Consider the following 18,427-nt stretch of genomic DNA (forward strand, 5'->3'; position numbering starts at 1 on the left):
TTCAACAAGATTTCCATTGAAAAACTGAGAAAAGTTTCACAAGATAGAAAAAGTTTAAAGAGTTGCGCACGTAAAGAAGCCAAAATTCACGAAAGAGAGTCTTCCTCTTTTGTAAAATTTTGGCTTCTTTACTTACAAATGAATCATTTATGTGTTATTTCTCTAAAAATTTCTGAACATCTGCTTCTGACAGGTTGATGTATTTATAACAAGTTCCCACAGAGACACCGCACTTGCTTGAAATCTGTTGAATTTTTTCTTTCTTATCAAAATACATTCGACGAATCCGTTTGACCGTGCGTCCGTCAATCTTCGGCCGGCCACCAATATTTCCTTTTTTGCGAGCTTCATTTAACCCAACCAAGGTTCGCTCTTTGATCAATGTGCATTCCATTGTTGCCAGACCATCCATTAAGTGGAAATAAGCTTTTCCAATTTCATTTCGCGTATCAATTCCTTCTTGTAAGCTTACCAAATGAATGCCCGATTGTTTAAACTCTTGCATTAATTCCGTTAATTGACGCGTCGATTTGCCTAGACGGTGCAGCTGACAAATAACTAATGTATCTCCTTTTTGTAACTTACCCAAAACAGACGATAAATCAGATCGCTCCGTTTGACTTTCCATGTCTGTGCATGATTCGTGGTAAATTTCATGACAGTCAAAGTCGGTCAAATGTGAGAGCTGATTGTCCCAATCATCATGGATGATGGTTGTCCGCGCATAACCAATAATTTTCATTCTTTATCCTCTTTACCCTCTCTAATATACTTTTAACCTTATTATTATAAAAAATGTAGCATAAAGAGTACGAAAATGGTAGCTTTTTGGTAAAAAATGAAAGAATTTCTTTATAATTTGAATATTTTTAGCTTTTTTATTTAGGCAGTTGAGGATTATGTGGTGAATCGAGCGTTTCAGGGCCGTCCACATGACCGACGATGACCTTTTTGACCATGTCTAAAAATAAGCCGTGCTCAACCACGCCAACTAAATTATCCAAGTAAGCTCCAAGTGCTCGAGGATCTTCAATAACGTCTAATTGTAAATCAATAATGTAGTGTCCACCATCAGTGACTAATGTTTGTCCATTAGCTGTTTTTCTAAGGCTTGGTGCATAGCCTTTTTTCTCGAACAAACAAAAAAGCTGTTGACTTCCATAAGGCATAACTTCAACAGGCAAAGGGAAGGCGCCTAGTTTTTCGACCATTTTTGATTCATCGACAATCCAAATACATTCTTTTGAGTAAGTGGCTACAATTTTTTCAAACAAGAGTGCAGCACCGCCTCCTTTGATTCCTTGGAAATCTCGGCTGATTTCATCGGCACCATCAATGGTTAAATCAACGACCGCAACTTCATCAATACTTTTTAAGGGAATGCCTAGTTCTAAGGCTTGTTTTTCAGTGCTCTTTGAGGTGGTCACCCCCACAATTGATAAGCCCTCTTCTTTGATTCTACGACCAATCTCGTCCACCATAAACTTCGCAGTTGAGCCAGTACCAAGGCCAACAACCATCCCATCCTTGACATATTTTGCGGCTTCAATTCCGACCATTTGTTTTAATTCCATAGTCACCCATCCTTCGTAAAAAACTTCCTCTATAGTTTAACTTTTCTTCTATTAAAAAGATAGAGTCGGTCGATTTTTTTCAGTTAATTTTTATTTTTGAAAAGAGAGTAGAAAAAACGCAGAAAGTCAGTTGACAGAGGGGCTGAATCGTGCTATTCTAACAAAGGTGCTTTATCTACAGGTCTCTGTTTAGAGACGTGCTGACTGTTTATCAAAGCATATTTGATAAAGGATGCAGAGATTGCATTATTTTTTATCGCCTAAAAAGAACCACCTGGATGTGTGGGACTAGCAGAGCGAATTAAGGAAGGAGGAAAACAAGGAATGCCTACAATTAACCAATTAGTACGTAAACCTCGTAAATCTAAGGTGGATAAATCTAATTCACCAGCATTGAACAAAGGATATAACAGCTTCAAAAAATCTCAAACGAATGTGAACTCTCCACAAAAACGTGGTGTGTGTACTCGTGTGGGAACTATGACACCTAAAAAACCGAACTCAGCTTTACGTAAATATGCCCGTGTTCGTTTGTCTAACTTAATCGAAGTTACAGCTTATATTCCAGGTATTGGACATAACTTACAAGAACACAGCGTGGTACTATTACGCGGTGGACGTGTAAAAGATTTACCAGGGGTACGTTACCATATCGTACGTGGCGCGCTTGATACTGCCGGAGTTAACGACCGTAAACAAAGCCGTTCTAAATATGGTACTAAGAGACCTAAAGCTTAATTTTGAATTCAAATTTTAGATAAAACTATATAATAGAAATATTTCGGAAGGAGGAGTTACGGATGCCTCGTAAAGGTCCAGTTGCAAAACGTGATGTTTTACCAGATCCTATTTATAACTCAAAATTAGTAACTCGCTTAATTAACCGTGTAATGGTTGATGGAAAACGCGGGATTGCTGCTAACATTATCTATAATGCATTTGGCATTATCAAAGAATCTACAGGGAATGATCCATTGGAAGTTTTCGAACAAGCAATGAAGAACGTTATGCCTGTTCTTGAAGTTAAAGCTCGCCGTGTTGGTGGTTCTAACTATCAAGTACCAGTTGAAGTTCGTCCAGAACGTCGTACAACTTTAGGTCTTCGTTGGGTTGTTAACTACGCTCGTTTGCGTGGAGAACACACAATGGAAGAACGCTTAGCTAAAGAAATTATGGATGCAGCTAATAACACTGGCGCGTCAGTTAAAAAACGCGAAGACACACACAAAATGGCAGATGCCAACCGCGCATTTGCACATTATCGTTGGTAAGATCCTCTCTGTCTGCAGCCTAGCGCTGCAGCAGACAGTTACTTTGCAATCGATTTGAATAAAGAGAGGAGAACAAACTGAGATGGCAAGAGAATTTTCATTAGAAAAAACTCGTAATATTGGTATCATGGCCCACGTTGATGCTGGTAAAACAACAACAACTGAGCGTATCTTATACTATACTGGTAAAATCCATAAAATTGGTGAAACTCACGAAGGTGCTTCACAAATGGACTGGATGGAACAAGAACAAGAGCGTGGTATTACAATTACATCTGCAGCAACAACTGCACAATGGAAGGGTTATCGAGTAAACATCATTGACACGCCTGGACACGTGGATTTCACGATTGAAGTTCAACGTTCATTACGTGTACTTGATGGTGCGGTAACTGTTCTTGACTCACAATCAGGTGTTGAACCCCAAACTGAAACAGTTTGGCGTCAAGCGACTGAATATAAAGTTCCACGTATTGTTTTCTGTAATAAAATGGATAAACTAGGTGCGGACTTCTTCTATTCAGTAAGTTCATTACATGATCGTTTACAAGCAAACGCTCATCCAATCCAAATTCCAATTGGATCAGAAGAAACGTTTACTGGAATCATTGACTTGATCAAAATGAAGGCTGAAATCTATACAAATGATTTAGGTACTGACATTCAAGAAACTGACATTCCAGAAGACTATCAAGAGCTTGCTGAAGAATGGCGTGAAAAATTAGTTGAAGCAGTTGCTGAGACTGATGAAGACTTAATGATGAAATACCTAGATGGTGAAGAAATCACTGAAGAAGAATTAGTAGCTGGAATTCGTCAAGCAACAATTGACGTTGAATTTTTCCCAGTATTAGCTGGTTCTGCCTTCAAAAACAAAGGTGTTCAATTGATGTTGGATGCGGTATTAGCTTACCTACCATCACCATTAGACATCGATGCAATCAAAGGGATTGATACGAAGACGGACGAAGAAACAACTCGCCCAGCTGATGACGAAGCACCATTCGCTTCATTAGCATTTAAAGTTATGACTGACCCATTCGTAGGTCGTTTGACTTTCTTCCGTGTTTATTCTGGTGTCCTTGAAAGTGGTTCATATGTATTGAACGCTTCTAAAGGCAAAAAAGAACGTATTGGACGTATTCTTCAAATGCACGCGAATACACGTAAAGAAATTGATAAAGTGTATTCAGGCGATATCGCTGCTGCAGTTGGTTTGAAAGATACAACAACAGGGGACACGCTATGTGCCTTGGATGCACCAGTTATCCTTGAATCTATCGAATTCCCTGAACCAGTTATCCAAGTCGCTGTTGAACCTAAATCAAAAGCTGACCAAGATAAAATGGGTGTTGCTCTACAAAAACTTGCAGAAGAAGATCCATCATTCCGTGTTGAAACAAACGTTGAAACAGGCGAAACAGTTATCTCAGGTATGGGAGAACTTCACTTGGACGTTTTAGTAGACCGTATGAGACGTGAATTCAACGTTGAAGCTAACGTTGGTGCACCTCAAGTATCTTATCGTGAAACATTCCGCGCACCGATTACTCAAGCTGAAGGTAAATTTGTCCGTCAGTCTGGTGGTAAAGGTCAATACGGACACGTTTGGGTTGAATTTACACCTAACGAAGAAGGTAAAGGATTCGAATTTGAAAACGCGATCGTCGGTGGGGTTGTTCCTCGTGAATACATTCCTGCTGTTGAAAAAGGTTTAGCAGAATCAATGAACAACGGGGTTCTTGCTGGATATCCATTAGTTGATATTAAAGCAAAACTTTATGATGGTTCATATCATGATGTCGATTCGAATGAAACTGCCTTCCGTGTTGCTGCGTCTATGGCTTTACGTGCCGCTGCTAAGAAAGCTAACCCAGTGATCTTAGAACCAATGATGAAAGTAACAATTACTGTTCCTGAAGATTACTTAGGTGATATTATGGGACACGTTACAAGTCGTCGTGGCCGTGTTGAAGGTATGGAAGCTCACGGAAACTCACAAATCGTTAATGCAATTGTGCCACTAGCAGAAATGTTTGGTTACGCAACTACATTACGTTCTGCAACACAAGGTCGCGGTACATTTATGATGGTATTTGACCACTATGAAGACGTACCAAAATCTATCCAAGAAGAAATTATTAAGAAAAATGGTGGCGGAAATAATTAATAAGTCGTAAAAAACTTATTTCCTATTTTTGACTATGCTTTTTTAAGAATTTCGGGTAAAATAATTAAAGATGATAATGCGATTGTTTAATCGCGTATCAAATAATAAAAAACTAATCATATGATTTTTAGGAGGAACATTTAAAATGGCTAAAGAAAAATTTGACCGTTCTAAACCCCATGTTAACATTGGTACTATTGGACACGTTGACCATGGTAAAACTACATTAACTGCTGCTATCGCTACTGTATTAGCGAAACATGGTGGCGGTGAAGCACAAAACTATGCTGATATCGATAACGCACCTGAAGAAAAAGAACGCGGAATCACTATCAACACTTCTCACATCGAGTATGAAACTGACGCACGTCACTATGCTCACGTGGATTGCCCAGGACACGCGGATTACGTTAAAAACATGATCACTGGTGCTGCGCAAATGGATGGAGCTATCTTAGTAGTATCTGCTGCTGATGGTCCTATGCCTCAAACTCGTGAACACATTCTATTATCTCGCCAAGTTGGTGTTCCATACATCGTTGTTTTCTTAAACAAAGTTGATATGGTTGATGATGAAGAATTATTAGAATTAGTAGAAATGGAAGTTCGTGACCTATTAAGCGAATACGATTTCCCAGGTGATGACACTCCAGTTATCGCTGGTTCTGCTTTGAAAGCCTTAGAAGGCGACGCTTCTTACGAAGAAAAAATCTTAGAATTAATGGCTTCAGTTGATGAGTATATCCCAACTCCAACTCGTGACACTGACAAACCATTCATGATGCCAGTCGAAGACGTATTCTCAATCACTGGACGTGGTACTGTTGCTACAGGCCGTGTTGAACGTGGTGAAGTACGTGTTGGTGATGAAATTGAAATCGTTGGTATCGACGAAGAAACTTCTAAAACAACTGTTACTGGTGTTGAAATGTTCCGTAAATTATTGGATTACGCTCAAGCTGGTGATAACATCGGTGCGTTACTTCGTGGGGTTGCTCGTGAAGATATCCAACGTGGACAAGTTTTATCTAAACCAGGAACTATTACTCCACATACAAAATTCGTAGCTGAAGTTTACGTTTTATCTAAAGAAGAAGGTGGACGTCATACACCATTCTTCACTAACTACCGCCCACAATTCTACTTCCGTACAACTGACGTAACTGGTGTTGTTGAGTTACCAGAAGGTACTGAAATGGTTATGCCTGGCGATAACGTAACAATTGACGTGGAATTAATCCACCCAATCGCTATCGAAAATGGTACTAAATTCTCAATCCGTGAAGGCGGACGTACAGTTGGTGCTGGCGTTGTTTCTGAAATCAAAGCTTAATTGATTTTGACAACGACTATTTTGTAACATTATATTCGGACTTTGACTAGCTCTATCATTTCGGTGATGGAGCTAGTTTTTTGTGTTGTAAAGAGATTATAATATCGAGGTGTAAGAAAGGTAAGTGCCTAATAACTAGGTACCTATAATCAAGCGACACCTCCGGGTATACTTGGCTTAACAAGTAAATTGGAGGTGTTTGTTTGACCAAGACAAACGAAATTGTACCCATTCAGCTTCATACGCAGCCAGACCAGAAACAAAATCAGAAAGTAGCGAGTGCGAAGCTAGCTGCACGAATAAAAAGAAAAGATGGCTCTGAAATACATCTTTATAATGGTATCAGTAGTTATATTCTTGCCGCAGTGCTTAGGGAGTTGAGATGACGTGCTTCTTGATTTCACTAAAGTAAAGAACTTGTATATCGTCACTGGGAAAACAGACCTTCGTCGTGGAATTGACGGATTGGCGAGTCTCATCCAACAAGAGTACGAGCTAGATGTTTATTCAGATGCCCTCTTCCTTTTTTGCGGTAATCGATGTGATCGTTTCAAAATTTTGTATTGGGATGGTGACGGCTTCCTCTTATGTTATAAAAGGATTCAAGATGGCCGACTCAAGTGGCCTAGAAAAAAAGAAGAGGTTCGACAACTAACTAGTCAACAAATTCGTTGGTTATTTGAAGGGTTGGACATCGATCAACCCAGGGCGATAAAGCCAGGGAAAAGAGGCCAATTCTAATAGATAAAAACCGTAATAAACATTGATTTAATGCGGTTTTTATCTGTTTTTTTGTTCTGAAAAATGGTATAATAAAGGGAAGAAAAATAGATAGAATGGTGGTGGATTTTTTTGGATATATCGACAGATGTAAGTTCAACAAATAACGTTGAGATTGATGTAAATGTCTTACTTGAACTTTTAAAAAATCAGACTGAAACGATTGATTCTCTAAAGAAAACCAACCAAGCATTAACCACCGAAATTCAACTACTGAATGAAAAACTCAACTACTTTATGAATCGCCAATTCGGGCGCTCAAAGGAAACTATTTCCTCAGATGTTAGTGGTCAATTAAATTTATTCACAGAGGAACTCGAAGAGGCCTCTATATTTACCGTACCCAAAGAAGAAAAACCGGCCCCTGAAAAAAAGTCTAAAAGGAAGAGTGGCCAAAAAGCTGAGAAAATCGCGCACCTTCCTTTAACTGAAATACACCATGAACTTCCACAAGAAGAACGTTCTTGTGAACATTGTGGTACTCAAATGATTGATATCGGTACAACAAAATTACGTGAAGAGGTCCGATTCCATCAAGCAATGTTGGATCGATTGGCTCACATTCAACACACTTATTGTTGTAAGGCATGTGAAAAGGCAGATGTTTCTTCCTATAAGAAGGCACCTGTTCCTAAACCAGTCGTCCCAAATAGTTTAGGCTCAAACAGTATTATTGCGGAAACAATCCGTCTAAAATTCGGTCAAAAAAGTCCAGCGAATCGCCAAGAAATTTATTGGCGAGAAACACTCGGACTCGATATCTCACGCGATAATATGACAAACTGGCATATCAAAGCTTGTCATCATGCGTTAGATCCGGTTGCCGAACGATTCAAACATTATTTGAATCAAGAAGAGATTCTTCATGCAGACGAGACGAGCTATCAAGTGATTCAGAGTAAAAAAGCAAAAACCTATTACTGGCTCTTCTCAACCGGGAAACATAGTGCACAGCCTATTGCCTATTACCATCATGCAGAGTCTAAATCTGGGACAGTACCGAAAGAGTTTTTGTCTGACTTTAAGGGGTATCTTCATTGTGATGGCTATGCAGGGTATAATTATGTAACGGATGTGAAGCTCGTCTATTGCCTTGCGCACGCACGTCGAAAGTTTTTTGAAGCCATTCCAAAAAATGGTAAGGCCGAACAAACGCCAGCAGTTGTCGCCGTGAAGATGCTTGACATCTGGTTCGAGCTAGAACGCAAATGGAAGGAAGTCACCATTGAGGAACGTTTTGATAAGCGTCAAGCTTATCTGAAGCCATTGGTGAACAACTTTTATGAATGGCTAGATACGTTCGTTGCGGTCCCAAAATCGAAGCTAGAGAATGCCGTTGAGTATGTACGGAAGATACGAAGCGGATTTGAGCGAATCTTTGAGGATGGACGATTGGAATTAAGTAATAATTTGGCCGAGCGTCATATAAAAGAGCTGGTGATTGGGCGAAAAAATTACATGCATTCCTGTAGCTTGGAAGGCGCACGAACATCAGGCGTCATTTTGAGTATCTATCGAACGGCAGTAGCCAATGGTCTCGACCCGATTCGATATATAGAATTCCTATTTGATCGAGTACCAAATATGGAAACTCAATCAGATGAAGGGTTGGACGCCTTACTTCCCTGGAAACCAGATGTTCAAGCATTATGTAGAACTACTTATAAACAGACCAAATAACCTAAGCTTAGTATAAGGCTTGGGCTATTTGGCGTGTAGGTACTATTTTATTAGGCACTTACTAAGAAAGCTACTGGTAATAGGCTTTTCAGTACCTTTCATGAGACCAAAGTAGCAAGGCCGCATCTATAATTCCTTCCATCAAAAAGTTCGCAGTCTGATCGCAAGTAGCTTGTCAGTTCCACTTGTGTAGGAACTTTTAGTTGCCAGTTCTACTTTTGTAGGACCTTTTAGTAGAATGGTAAGCGTAGTGCGATACTAGTGAAATGTTTCATTTCGCTTCCCTACCTCAGCACTAGCAAGAATGGCAAACGTAGACTGATTGAAGAGGTTGGGACAGGAGTGTTTAACTCCGAGAACCGGGTAGGTACTGTGCAACATCAACTCATGCTTCGTTGTGTTTTACAGCAATAAGAACCTTCAACTCTAGCATGTCTCATGCGTAGAAGTTGTTGAGAGCGGAACGCAGTCCATCAGTTCTAAAAGTGTTGCACCTTTAGAAATTGATGGGACGGAGTGCAGATGGAGTTGCTTCTGTATCCACCGTTTATTCGGCTAAAGAGAGATTAGGACATAACGTATGAAATGTCCCAGCCTCACCATTTTAAATAGTCTTAGTAGGAATGGTATGAATAGTAACAATTAGAAGAGAGCTTTCGGCTTCACATTTTTTCTTTATTTGGGCAGGTGAATCCGAGAAGCTTACAAATTCAAGCTGTAAAAGTTTTCCGTTAAATAGTAAAATAAGAGGAGTGAATTTGATTTAACACGTGACGGACGGGGATTTATTAGCAGAATTTGTGTCTTTATCTATAAGATTCATTAAAAAAAGTGTTTATTTTTATTTAAACAAAAGCATAGTTCTTTCATTCTCTTCCTAAGTTCGATATAATTAAGGTCAATATTAGTCAAGGGAATGAAGAGAATGAGTAATCATAATACGTCAGATTTGATTGAAGCATATCTAAAGAGCATTCTTGAGAATAGTGAAATGATTGAGATTCGACGTGCCGAAATGGCAGATTTATTCAATTGTGTTCCTTCACAAATCAATTATGTAATCAATACCCGTTTCACCATTCAACGTGGCTATACGGTTGAGAGTAAGCGTGGCGGTGGTGGTTATATCCGAATCGTTAAAGTTCAATTGTCGGATAAACGACAACTTTTAGAAAGAATTAACCAGTTATTTGACCATGAATTAACTGAAAAAAATGCCCTAGCAATTATTCAGAAAATGTATGAGGATGAGATAGTTACTCGAAATGAAGGAAATTTAATGCTGAGTGCTATTTCAAAAAATGTGCTAGGCATCTCTGCCAAAGAGAATGTCCTGCGTGCTCAGATACTTAGAGCATTTTTAGAACGACTAAGTTATGAAGAAAGGAAGTGAGCGCTTTGAACGAACTATTTACAGAACGAGCTAGAGTGGTCTTATCTATCTCTCAAGAAAAAGCCAAATTTTTTAAACATCAATCAGTTGGATCAGAGCACTTGTTATTAGCGCTACTATTAGAAACAGAAGGAATTGCGGGGAAAACATTACGCCAAATGGGCTTAAATGATCATGAGGTTCAAGAGGAAATTGAGCATTTAATTGGTTATGGCACCATTAAATCTTATCCAAAAGGAATTTACTTACCTTATTCACCGCGTGCTAAACAAATTTTTGCCTATGCTGCAGATGAGGCCAAACGTTTTGGTGTACCAGCGATTGGCACGGAGCATCTGTTATCAGGATTATTAAGAGATGAAGAAATTCTAGCTTCACGAATTGTTATGAATTTGGGGTTAGACTTATCTAAAATGCGCCAACTATTAAAACGTAAGATGGGTGTCACAGAACCAAAAGGAAGTACTGGCAATCGTCGTAAAGGTGGAGCTGCGAAGAATCAACCAACACAAGGGACACCTACGTTAGATTCACTTGCCCGTGACTTAACAAAGCTTGCAAGAGATGGCAAGCTTGATCCAGTGGTTGGTAGAAGCGCAGAAGTGAAACGTCTAATTCAAATATTAAGTCGCCGAACCAAAAATAATCCGGTCTTAGTTGGAGAACCAGGCGTTGGTAAAACAGCGATTGCTGAAGGCTTAGCTCAACGAATCGTGGCACAAGAAGTCCCAGAAGAGATGCAAAAGAAGCGCTTAATGATGTTAGACATGGGTTCTTTAGTTGCTGGGACCAAGTATCGTGGTGAGTTTGAAGATCGTATGAAAAAAGTGATTGAAGAAATCTATCAAGATGGCGAGATTATTTTATTCATTGATGAGTTGCATACCTTGATTGGTGCTGGTGGTGCAGAAGGGGCAATTGATGCCTCAAATATTTTAAAACCGGCGTTAGCTCGTGGGGAACTTCAAACAATTGGTGCAACGACACTAGATGAATATCAAAAATATATTGAAAAGGACTCTGCGTTAGAGCGTCGATTTGCTCGGATTCAAGTTGATGAACCGACACCAGATGAAGCAGAAGAAATCTTGCAGGGCTTGAGAAGTCGTTATGAAGAACATCATCATGTAGAGATTACAGATGATGCTTTGCGTGCGGCGGTTCAGCTATCTGTTCGTTATATTAATTCACGTCAATTGCCGGATAAAGCGATTGATTTGATGGATGAATCTGCGGCAAAAGTTCGTTTAGACAAAGCAGACGAACCGACAGAAACAGCTAAGCTTCGACAAGAGATGTTATTACTTTCAGCAGATAAAGAGTCGGCTATTCGTAAACAGGATTTTGAAACGGCCGCTCAAATTCGCAAAAAAGAAAAACGCCTTGAGAAAAAATTAGATGCTCTAGCATTAGTTGAAGCCAAGAATGAGACAGGCTATGCGAATCGTGTAACAGAAGAAGATGTCGCAGCTGTTGTTTCACAATGGACAGGTGTTCCATTGAAACAATTAGAGAAAAAAGAAAGCAAACGCTTATTGGAGCTTGAAGCGACTCTTCATAAACGTGTGGTTGGTCAAGAGGAAGCGGTCAAAGCTGTTTCCCGCGCAATTCGTCGTGCAAGAAGTGGGCTGAAGGATCCACAACGACCAATTGGTTCCTTTATGTTCTTAGGACCAACTGGGGTTGGGAAAACGGAGCTTGCTAAGGCCTTAGCAGAGGCAATGTTTGGTAGTGAAGATTCTCTGATTCGGGTAGATATGTCTGAGTTTATGGAGAAATATAGTACCAGTCGTTTGATTGGTTCACCTCCAGGTTATGTCGGCTATGATGAGGGTGGTCAGTTGACTGAAAAGATTCGTCAAAAACCTTATTCTGTCATTTTGTTGGATGAAGTGGAAAAAGCTCATCCAGATGTCTTTAATATTTTGTTACAAGTATTGGATGACGGTCATTTGACAGATGCTAAGGGGCGTAAAGTCGATTTTAGAAATACGATTCTTATCATGACTTCAAACATTGGTGCAACTGAGATTCGTGAAGAAAAAAATGTCGGCTTTAATGTCAAAGATTTGACGAAGGATCATGCGGCAATGCAAAAACGGATTTTAGAAGAATTGAAAAAAGCCTTCCGACCTGAATTCTTAAACCGAATTGATGAAACAGTAGTCTTCCATTCGCTAGGAAAAGAAGAGATTCATTCGATTGTCAAAATCATGAGTCACGCAGTAGTCAAGCGTTTGGCTGAACAAGATGTTCAAGTTAAGATTACGGGAGCTGCGATAGATGTTATCAGCAAGGTTGGTTTTGATCCAGAGTATGGTGCAAGACCGATTCGCCGGGCTTTACAAAAAGAAGTTGAGGACCGTTTGAGTGAAGCGTTACTTTCTGGTCAAATTCATTTCGGAGACAACGTGACAATTGGCGCAACAAAGGGTAAAATAACCGTATCGGTTAAAAATAAAAAAGAAGTCAAAGAAGAATTACAGCCTGTTTAACAACAGTCAGTAAAAATAAGTAAATACGGGCAGCGGTGCATGGGCTGTCCCACTAAGTTAGGCTAGGTCTAACTTTTTGGGGTTTATCCATTCATTCGCTGCTTTTTTTGATGGAAAAGAACCAGGTTAAGGCAGGTACCCAAGTCTGGGGAAGGGGAAGAAAATTTCCATTGAGCACTTGACTTTTTATTGCAGAACCGTTATATCAAATGATGAAAAAGAATAAGAGGAGGCAGTTTATGATTGAACTAGTGGCAACCGCGGAATCCGTTGTACAAGCACAAGCAGTTTTAACTGCAGGAGTCGATACTGTATATATTGGTGAAGAGAGGTTTGGCTTACGTTTGCCGTACTCGTTTTCGCGCGAAGAACAAAAAGAATTGGTGGCATTTGCGCATCAGTTAGGCAAAAAAGTCAATGTCGCAGTGAATGGAATTATGCATCCAGAAAAAATGAAGGGGATTCCCGATTACTTAGCCTTTTTAAAGGAAATTCAAGTAGATCAGATCACTGTAGGAGATCCTGGTGTGATTTATACGATGAAAAAAAATGAGGCGTTACAAATTCCTTATATTTATGATGCCGAGACGATGGTGACAAGCTCTCGTCAAATTAATTTTTGGGCGAAAAAAGGGGCAATTGGGGCCGTTCTTGCTAGAGAAGTTCCGTTTGAAGAGATGCAAGCGATGTCTTCTAATTTATTGGTACCAGTAGAAGTTCTAGTCTATGGTGCGACCTGTATTCATCAATCCAAACGACCTCTTTTGCAAAACTACTATAACTATACAGAGTTAGCTGAGTCAACAAGTAAGGAACGTGGGCTGTTTTTATCTGAGCCGAAAAAAGAGGATACACATTATTCGATATATGAAGATAGTCATGGCACACATATTTTTGCCAATAATGATGTGAATTTGATGGCTGAGTTAGCGAGACTGAACGAAGAGAACTATACACGTTGGAAGCTGGATGGTATTTTTACAACAGGTGAGGCATTTGTTTCAATCGCTGAGTTATTTGTTGAGGCCAAACAAGTGATTGAAGCTGGAGAATGGACGCAAGAAACGGCAGAAAATTTTAATCAAAAGGTCCAAGCCTTACATCCAGAAAATCGTGGATTAGATAGTGGATTTTTCGATTTAGATCCTGACAAAATTAAATAGGGAGTATAAAGATGACAACAACAAAAAAATTAAAACGTCCGGAAGTCTTGGCTCCGGCAGGTACATTAGAAAAATTAAAAACAGCGATTCACTATGGTGCAGACGCAGTTTATATTGGTGGAAATGCGTATGGTTTAAGAAGTCGCGCGGGCAATTTTAGTTATGAGGAGATGGCTGAAGGGGTAGCCTTTGCCAAAGCACATAATGCAAAGGTCTATGTAGCCGCGAACATGGTCACTCACGAAGGCAATCAAGAAGGTGCGGGAGAATTTTTTAGAGAATTAAGAGATGTCGGTATTTCAGCGGTGATTGTTTCTGATCCAACCTTAATTGAAATTTGTGCGACAGAAGCACCGGGTTTACCTATCCATTTATCCACACAGGCATCAGCAACGAATTTTGAAACCTTAGAATTTTGGAAAGAGGAAGGCTTGGAACGGGTTGTTCTAGCTAGAGAGGTTTCGATGGAGGAGGTTGCTGAGATTCGTAAACATACGGATGTCGAGATTGAAGCCTTTATTCATGGCGCGATGTGTATTTCCTATTCAGGGCGCTGTACCTTATCCAACCATATGTCTATGCGTGATGCCAATCGTGGGGGGTGTTCGCAGTCTTGTCGTTGGAAGTATGACTTATTTGATTTGCCTTTTGCAGGGGAAAGAGAAAGTTTGGTCGCAAAAGGAAGAGTCCCTGAAGAATTTTCAATGAGTGCGGTAGATATGTCGATGATTGAGCATATTCCAGAGTTAATTGAGAATGGTGTTGATAGTTTCAAAATTGAAGGACGTATGAAGTCTATTCACTATGTTTCGACTGTTTCAAATGTATATAAAGCAGCTGTGGATAGTTATATGGAAGATCCAGAAAACTATGTGTGTAAACAAGAGTGGATTGATGAGCTGTGGAAAGTGGCTCAACGTGAGCTAGCAACGGGCTTTTATTACCGAACACCGACTGAAGAAGAGCAGCTATTTGGTCCTCGCCGTAAGATTCCTGTGTATAAGTTTATTGGAGAAGTGATGGCCTACGATGAAGGAACCAAAATCGCGACGGTTCGACAAAGAAACCATTTTTCTGTAGGTGATGAAATTGAATTTTATGGCCCAGGGTTCAATCATTTCTCACAATCAGTGGAAGTTATGTATAATGAAGAAGGGGAGTCAATTGATCGGGCGCCAAACCCAATGATGATTTTGACGATGCCTGTGGAAAAACCAGTAAAGCCTGGGGATATGATTCGTAAGAAAAAAGAAGACTAAGCGAGAATTCTTTTACTTGTGGAAAACTTTTTTCGTTCGAGAAAAAACAAGTAAAAGCGAGTAGAAAAGGGGAATACCTTTTTGATAGAAGGAGGGCTTATAAAATGAAAACATATGACTATCTAGTCATTGGCGGTGGCAGTGGTGGGATTGCTTCTGCTAACCGTGCTGGAATGTATGGTGCTAAAGTATTACTGATTGAAGGCAATGAGCTAGGTGGTACTTGTGTAAATGTCGGCTGCGTACCTAAAAAAGTCATGTGGCAAGCCAGTAGTATGCTTGAAATGATTCACAGAGATGCAGCCAGTTATGGAATTCATGCGTCTGTGGAAAGCTTTAATTTTTCAGAGCTTGTGAAAAAAAGAGAAGCCTATATAGAATTTCTACATGGTGCTTATCAGCGTGGGCTGGATAGCAATAAGGTAGAAGTAGTCAAAGGTTATGCGAAATTTAAAGATCAGCACATCCTCGAAGTCAATGGTGAGTTATACACAGCTCCCAATATTTTAATTGCGACGGGTGGAAAACCATCTGTAATGAAGATTCCTGGTGGCGAGTTAGCTCTCGATTCAAATGATTTTTTTGCGCTAACTGAACAACCAAAAAAAGTCGTGATGTTGGGTGCAGGTTATATTGCTGCAGAATTGGCTGGAGTGATGCATGGCATGGGGATAGAAGTTCACTGGGCCTATCGTAAAGAACGACCATTACGGAGCTTTGATAAGATGTTAACAGACAATCTTGTAGAAATGTCTAAGGAGGCAGGACTGTATTTATATGCCAATTCTGTTGCGAAAAAGATAGTGAAAGAAGCAGATGGTCAAGTCAGTGTTTATTTTGAAAATGGGAAGAAGCTTACTGCGGATAAAGTCTTTTTTGCAGGGGGACGTGTACCAAATACAAGCCAGCTAGGTCTGGAGAATACGGCAATTAAACAATCTGAACAGGGATTCATTGAAGTCGATAAATTTCAAAACACAAGTGCAGAAGGGGTTTATGCAATTGGCGATGTAATCGGTAAAATTGATTTGACTCCGGTGGCGATTGCAGCGGGGCGTCGTTTATCTGAGCGCCTATTTAATGGGAAAACAGAGGAATACTTAGATTATAACTTAGTACCGACAGTGGTCTTTACACATCCACCCATTGCTACAATTGGTTTAACAGAAGAGGAAGCATTGGCGCAATATGGTGAGAAGCAGATTAAAGTCTACCGTTCTCGATTTACGCCGATGTACTTTGCTTTAAATGATTATCGTCAAAAGTGTGAAATGAAGCTAGTCTGTTTAGGTGAAGACGAAAAAATTATCGGCTTACATGGAATTGGTATTGGTGTTGATGAGATGCTTCAAGGCTTTGCAGTGGCAATCAAGATGGGTGCTACAAAAAAAGACTTTGATCAGACAGTTGCGATTCATCCAACCGGTTCAGAAGAATTTGTTACTATGCGTTAGTTGATTTAGTTAGAAAAAAGTAACCGAAAAAGAGGAGGCAGGGACATTTTTGGTCTCAACTCCTCTTTTTTGTTGTGGATAACTGATAACTGGACGAATTCTAGCTGAAATATCCTCGTGTGGATAAGTGTTTGTTTATCTAACCATTGATACATCCAGAATTATCATCTCTTAAGCTTTTCTTTTGCTTAGTTCAACATATTCCTTTTCAATACAGACACTTTCATAGGCAGGGCGAATAATTTTATTCACATTAATTAGCTCTTCCATACGATGAGCACTCCAACCAACAATTCTAGCGACTGCAAACATGGGGGTATATAGCTCTTCAGGTAAATCAAGCATGCTGTAGACAAAACCACTGTAAAAGTCGACGTTTGCGCTAACACCTTTATAAATTTTTCGTTCCTCAGCAATGACTTCAGGAGCAATTTTTTCTACAAGCGAATAAAGCTGAAATTCTTCCTCGCGACCTTTATCTTGTGCTAAGTCTTTAACAAACCCTTTAAAGATATCTGCACGAGGATCAGAAATCGAGTAGACGGCGTGGCCCATTCCGTAGATTAACCCCTTTTTATCAAAAGTTTCTTTTCGGAGAAGTTTAATTAAATACGCTCTGATTTCTTTTTCATTAGTTAGGCTAGTCAGGTTTTCCTTAAGATCTTTCATCATCTCTGTGACTTTAATGTTGGCCCCTCCATGCTTTGGTCCTTTAAGGGAGCCAAGAGCGGCTGCAATAGCAGAGTAGGTATCTGTTCCAGAAGAGGTAACAACATGTGTGGTAAAGGTTGAATTATTTCCGCCGCCATGCTCCATATGTAAAACAAGGGCCATATCTAAGACCTTTGCTTCCATCGCGCTATACGATTTAGTTGAACGAAGCATATGCAAAATATTCTCAGCAGTTGAAAGATTTGCTTGTGGATAATGGATATACATACTATCATCATTTCCATAATGATTATAAGCGTGGTAGGCGTAGACAGCTAGCATTGGAAAAACACTGATCAGCATTAGTGACTGATTCAAAACATTGGGCAAGGAAATATCATCTGCATGATCATCGTAAGAAGCTAGTGTGAGTACACAACGAGCTAAGGTGTTCATGATATCCTTTGAAGGAGCTTTCATGATGATATCGCGTACAAAATTTGTCGGCAAGGTTTGTTTTTCAGTTAGAATTTTCTTGAAATTGGTTAATTCAGTGGCATTCGGAAGTTGACCAAATAAAAGTAGATAACTAACTTCTTCATAGCCGAGTCGGTTGTCATGTAAAAAGCCGTGTACGAGTTGCTTAATGTCAATACCTCTATATTGTAAAATTCCTTCACAAGGTACTAATTGATCGTTTTCGAGACGTTGAGAATGGATCATTGAAATATTTGTTAGTCCTGCCATGACTCCTTTTCCATTCATATCACGTAAGCCTTGCTTGACTTCATAGTGTGTATAATAGTGACTCGCTATTTTGTCTTCCTGCAAACAGTAGTCAGCCAAACGGATAATTTCGGGTGTCGTATGAAAAATATCAGTCATATTAGAAAACCTCCATTTATTTTTAATTAAATATACATAATACTCTCATTTTATAGCGTGGATAATCATTTGTCTAGCAATTCTCATTACTTTACAAAAATCAGCTATAGAAAAGTCATAAATCGCAGAAGTTACAATGTCTGTCTGACTTTGTTTAGACAGGTATCAATTTATTGTAGTTATAAAGAAATGAAAATATTCTAGCTGAGAATGAATGAAAAGCTTTTTCACTGGAGGTGTGATAGAAGTGTTGATTCTCTAACAATAAGCAGAAAAGCGTGCAAATAATAAGAAATACGAATTTTTTAAGACACGGATT

The 18,427-nt window shown here is 39.5% G+C and carries 15 protein-coding genes; 12 read left to right on the forward strand and 3 right to left on the reverse strand.

What is annotated here, in order from left to right:
- Window positions 1–154: 154 nt before the first annotated feature.
- Together IGI37_RS01450 and rpiA are read right to left on the reverse strand one after the other, a co-directional pair.
- Entirely contained in the window at window positions 155–742 is a 588-nt protein-coding gene (locus IGI37_RS01450; RefSeq protein ID WP_438759635.1) for a recombinase family protein, read from the reverse strand.
- 136 nt (window positions 743–878) lie between these two features.
- Window positions 879–1,574 (reverse strand): ribose-5-phosphate isomerase RpiA, encoded by a 696-nt coding sequence (gene rpiA, locus IGI37_RS01455; protein ID WP_438759636.1) that lies wholly within the window; start codon window positions 1,572–1,574, stop codon window positions 879–881.
- Window positions 1,575–1,898: 324 nt separating this feature from the next.
- On the opposite strand from rpiA, the gene rpsL reads away from it, so the two are divergent.
- The 12 genes from rpsL (at window position 1,899) to gor (ending at window position 16,572) form a co-directional block, all read left to right on the forward strand.
- Complete coding sequence (gene rpsL, locus IGI37_RS01460) at window positions 1,899–2,312, forward strand: 30S ribosomal protein S12 (RefSeq protein WP_010767910.1); 414 nt, start codon at window positions 1,899–1,901, stop codon at window positions 2,310–2,312.
- A 62-nt stretch (window positions 2,313–2,374) separates the two neighbouring features.
- On the forward strand, window positions 2,375–2,845 hold the full coding sequence (gene rpsG, locus IGI37_RS01465) for a 30S ribosomal protein S7 (protein WP_010767911.1): 471 nt from the start codon (window positions 2,375–2,377) through the stop codon (window positions 2,843–2,845).
- An 82-nt stretch (window positions 2,846–2,927) separates the two neighbouring features.
- Window positions 2,928–5,015 (forward strand): elongation factor G, encoded by a 2,088-nt coding sequence (gene fusA, locus IGI37_RS01470; RefSeq protein ID WP_438759637.1) that lies wholly within the window; start codon window positions 2,928–2,930, stop codon window positions 5,013–5,015.
- Window positions 5,016–5,160: 145 nt separating this feature from the next.
- The gene (gene tuf / locus IGI37_RS01475; protein ID WP_438759638.1) at window positions 5,161–6,348 is read left to right on the forward strand and encodes an elongation factor Tu; all 1,188 of its coding nucleotides are present in this window, start codon (window positions 5,161–5,163) and stop codon (window positions 6,346–6,348) included.
- Window positions 6,349–6,551: 203 nt separating this feature from the next.
- Window positions 6,552–6,734, forward strand: coding sequence for a hypothetical protein (locus IGI37_RS01480; protein WP_438759490.1), 183 nt, complete (start codon window positions 6,552–6,554; stop codon window positions 6,732–6,734).
- Window position 6,735: 1 nt separating this feature from the next.
- Complete coding sequence (gene tnpB, locus IGI37_RS01485) at window positions 6,736–7,089, forward strand: IS66 family insertion sequence element accessory protein TnpB (protein WP_438759491.1); 354 nt, start codon at window positions 6,736–6,738, stop codon at window positions 7,087–7,089.
- A 117-nt stretch (window positions 7,090–7,206) separates the two neighbouring features.
- Window positions 7,207–8,808, forward strand: a complete 1,602-nt coding sequence (gene tnpC, locus IGI37_RS01490; RefSeq protein WP_438763561.1) for an IS66 family transposase — start codon at window positions 7,207–7,209, stop codon at window positions 8,806–8,808.
- Between the two features lie 925 nt (window positions 8,809–9,733).
- The gene (locus tag IGI37_RS01495; protein WP_438759639.1) at window positions 9,734–10,201 is read left to right on the forward strand and encodes a CtsR family transcriptional regulator; all 468 of its coding nucleotides are present in this window, start codon (window positions 9,734–9,736) and stop codon (window positions 10,199–10,201) included.
- 5 nt (window positions 10,202–10,206) lie between these two features.
- The gene (locus IGI37_RS01500) at window positions 10,207–12,696 is read left to right on the forward strand and encodes an ATP-dependent Clp protease ATP-binding subunit (RefSeq protein ID WP_438759640.1); all 2,490 of its coding nucleotides are present in this window, start codon (window positions 10,207–10,209) and stop codon (window positions 12,694–12,696) included.
- Between the two features lie 239 nt (window positions 12,697–12,935).
- Window positions 12,936–13,859, forward strand: a complete 924-nt coding sequence (locus IGI37_RS01505; protein WP_438759641.1) for a peptidase U32 family protein — start codon at window positions 12,936–12,938, stop codon at window positions 13,857–13,859.
- An 11-nt stretch (window positions 13,860–13,870) separates the two neighbouring features.
- Window positions 13,871–15,118 carry a peptidase U32 family protein gene (locus tag IGI37_RS01510; RefSeq protein WP_438759642.1) on the forward strand — a complete coding sequence of 416 codons (1,248 nt, stop codon included), beginning with the start codon at window positions 13,871–13,873 and terminating at the stop codon, window positions 15,116–15,118.
- Between the two features lie 104 nt (window positions 15,119–15,222).
- Window positions 15,223–16,572, forward strand: coding sequence for a glutathione-disulfide reductase (gene gor, locus IGI37_RS01515; protein WP_438759643.1), 1,350 nt, complete (start codon window positions 15,223–15,225; stop codon window positions 16,570–16,572).
- Between the two features lie 171 nt (window positions 16,573–16,743).
- Here the strand turns inward: gor and IGI37_RS01520 are convergent, their stop codons facing one another.
- Window positions 16,744–18,108, reverse strand: coding sequence for a citrate/2-methylcitrate synthase (locus IGI37_RS01520; RefSeq protein WP_438759644.1), 1,365 nt, complete (start codon window positions 18,106–18,108; stop codon window positions 16,744–16,746).
- Window positions 18,109–18,427: the final 319 nt, after the last annotated feature.

This window comes from Enterococcus sp. AZ194, from assembly GCF_051713825.1.
GTDB lineage: Bacteria > Bacillota > Bacilli > Lactobacillales > Enterococcaceae > Enterococcus_K.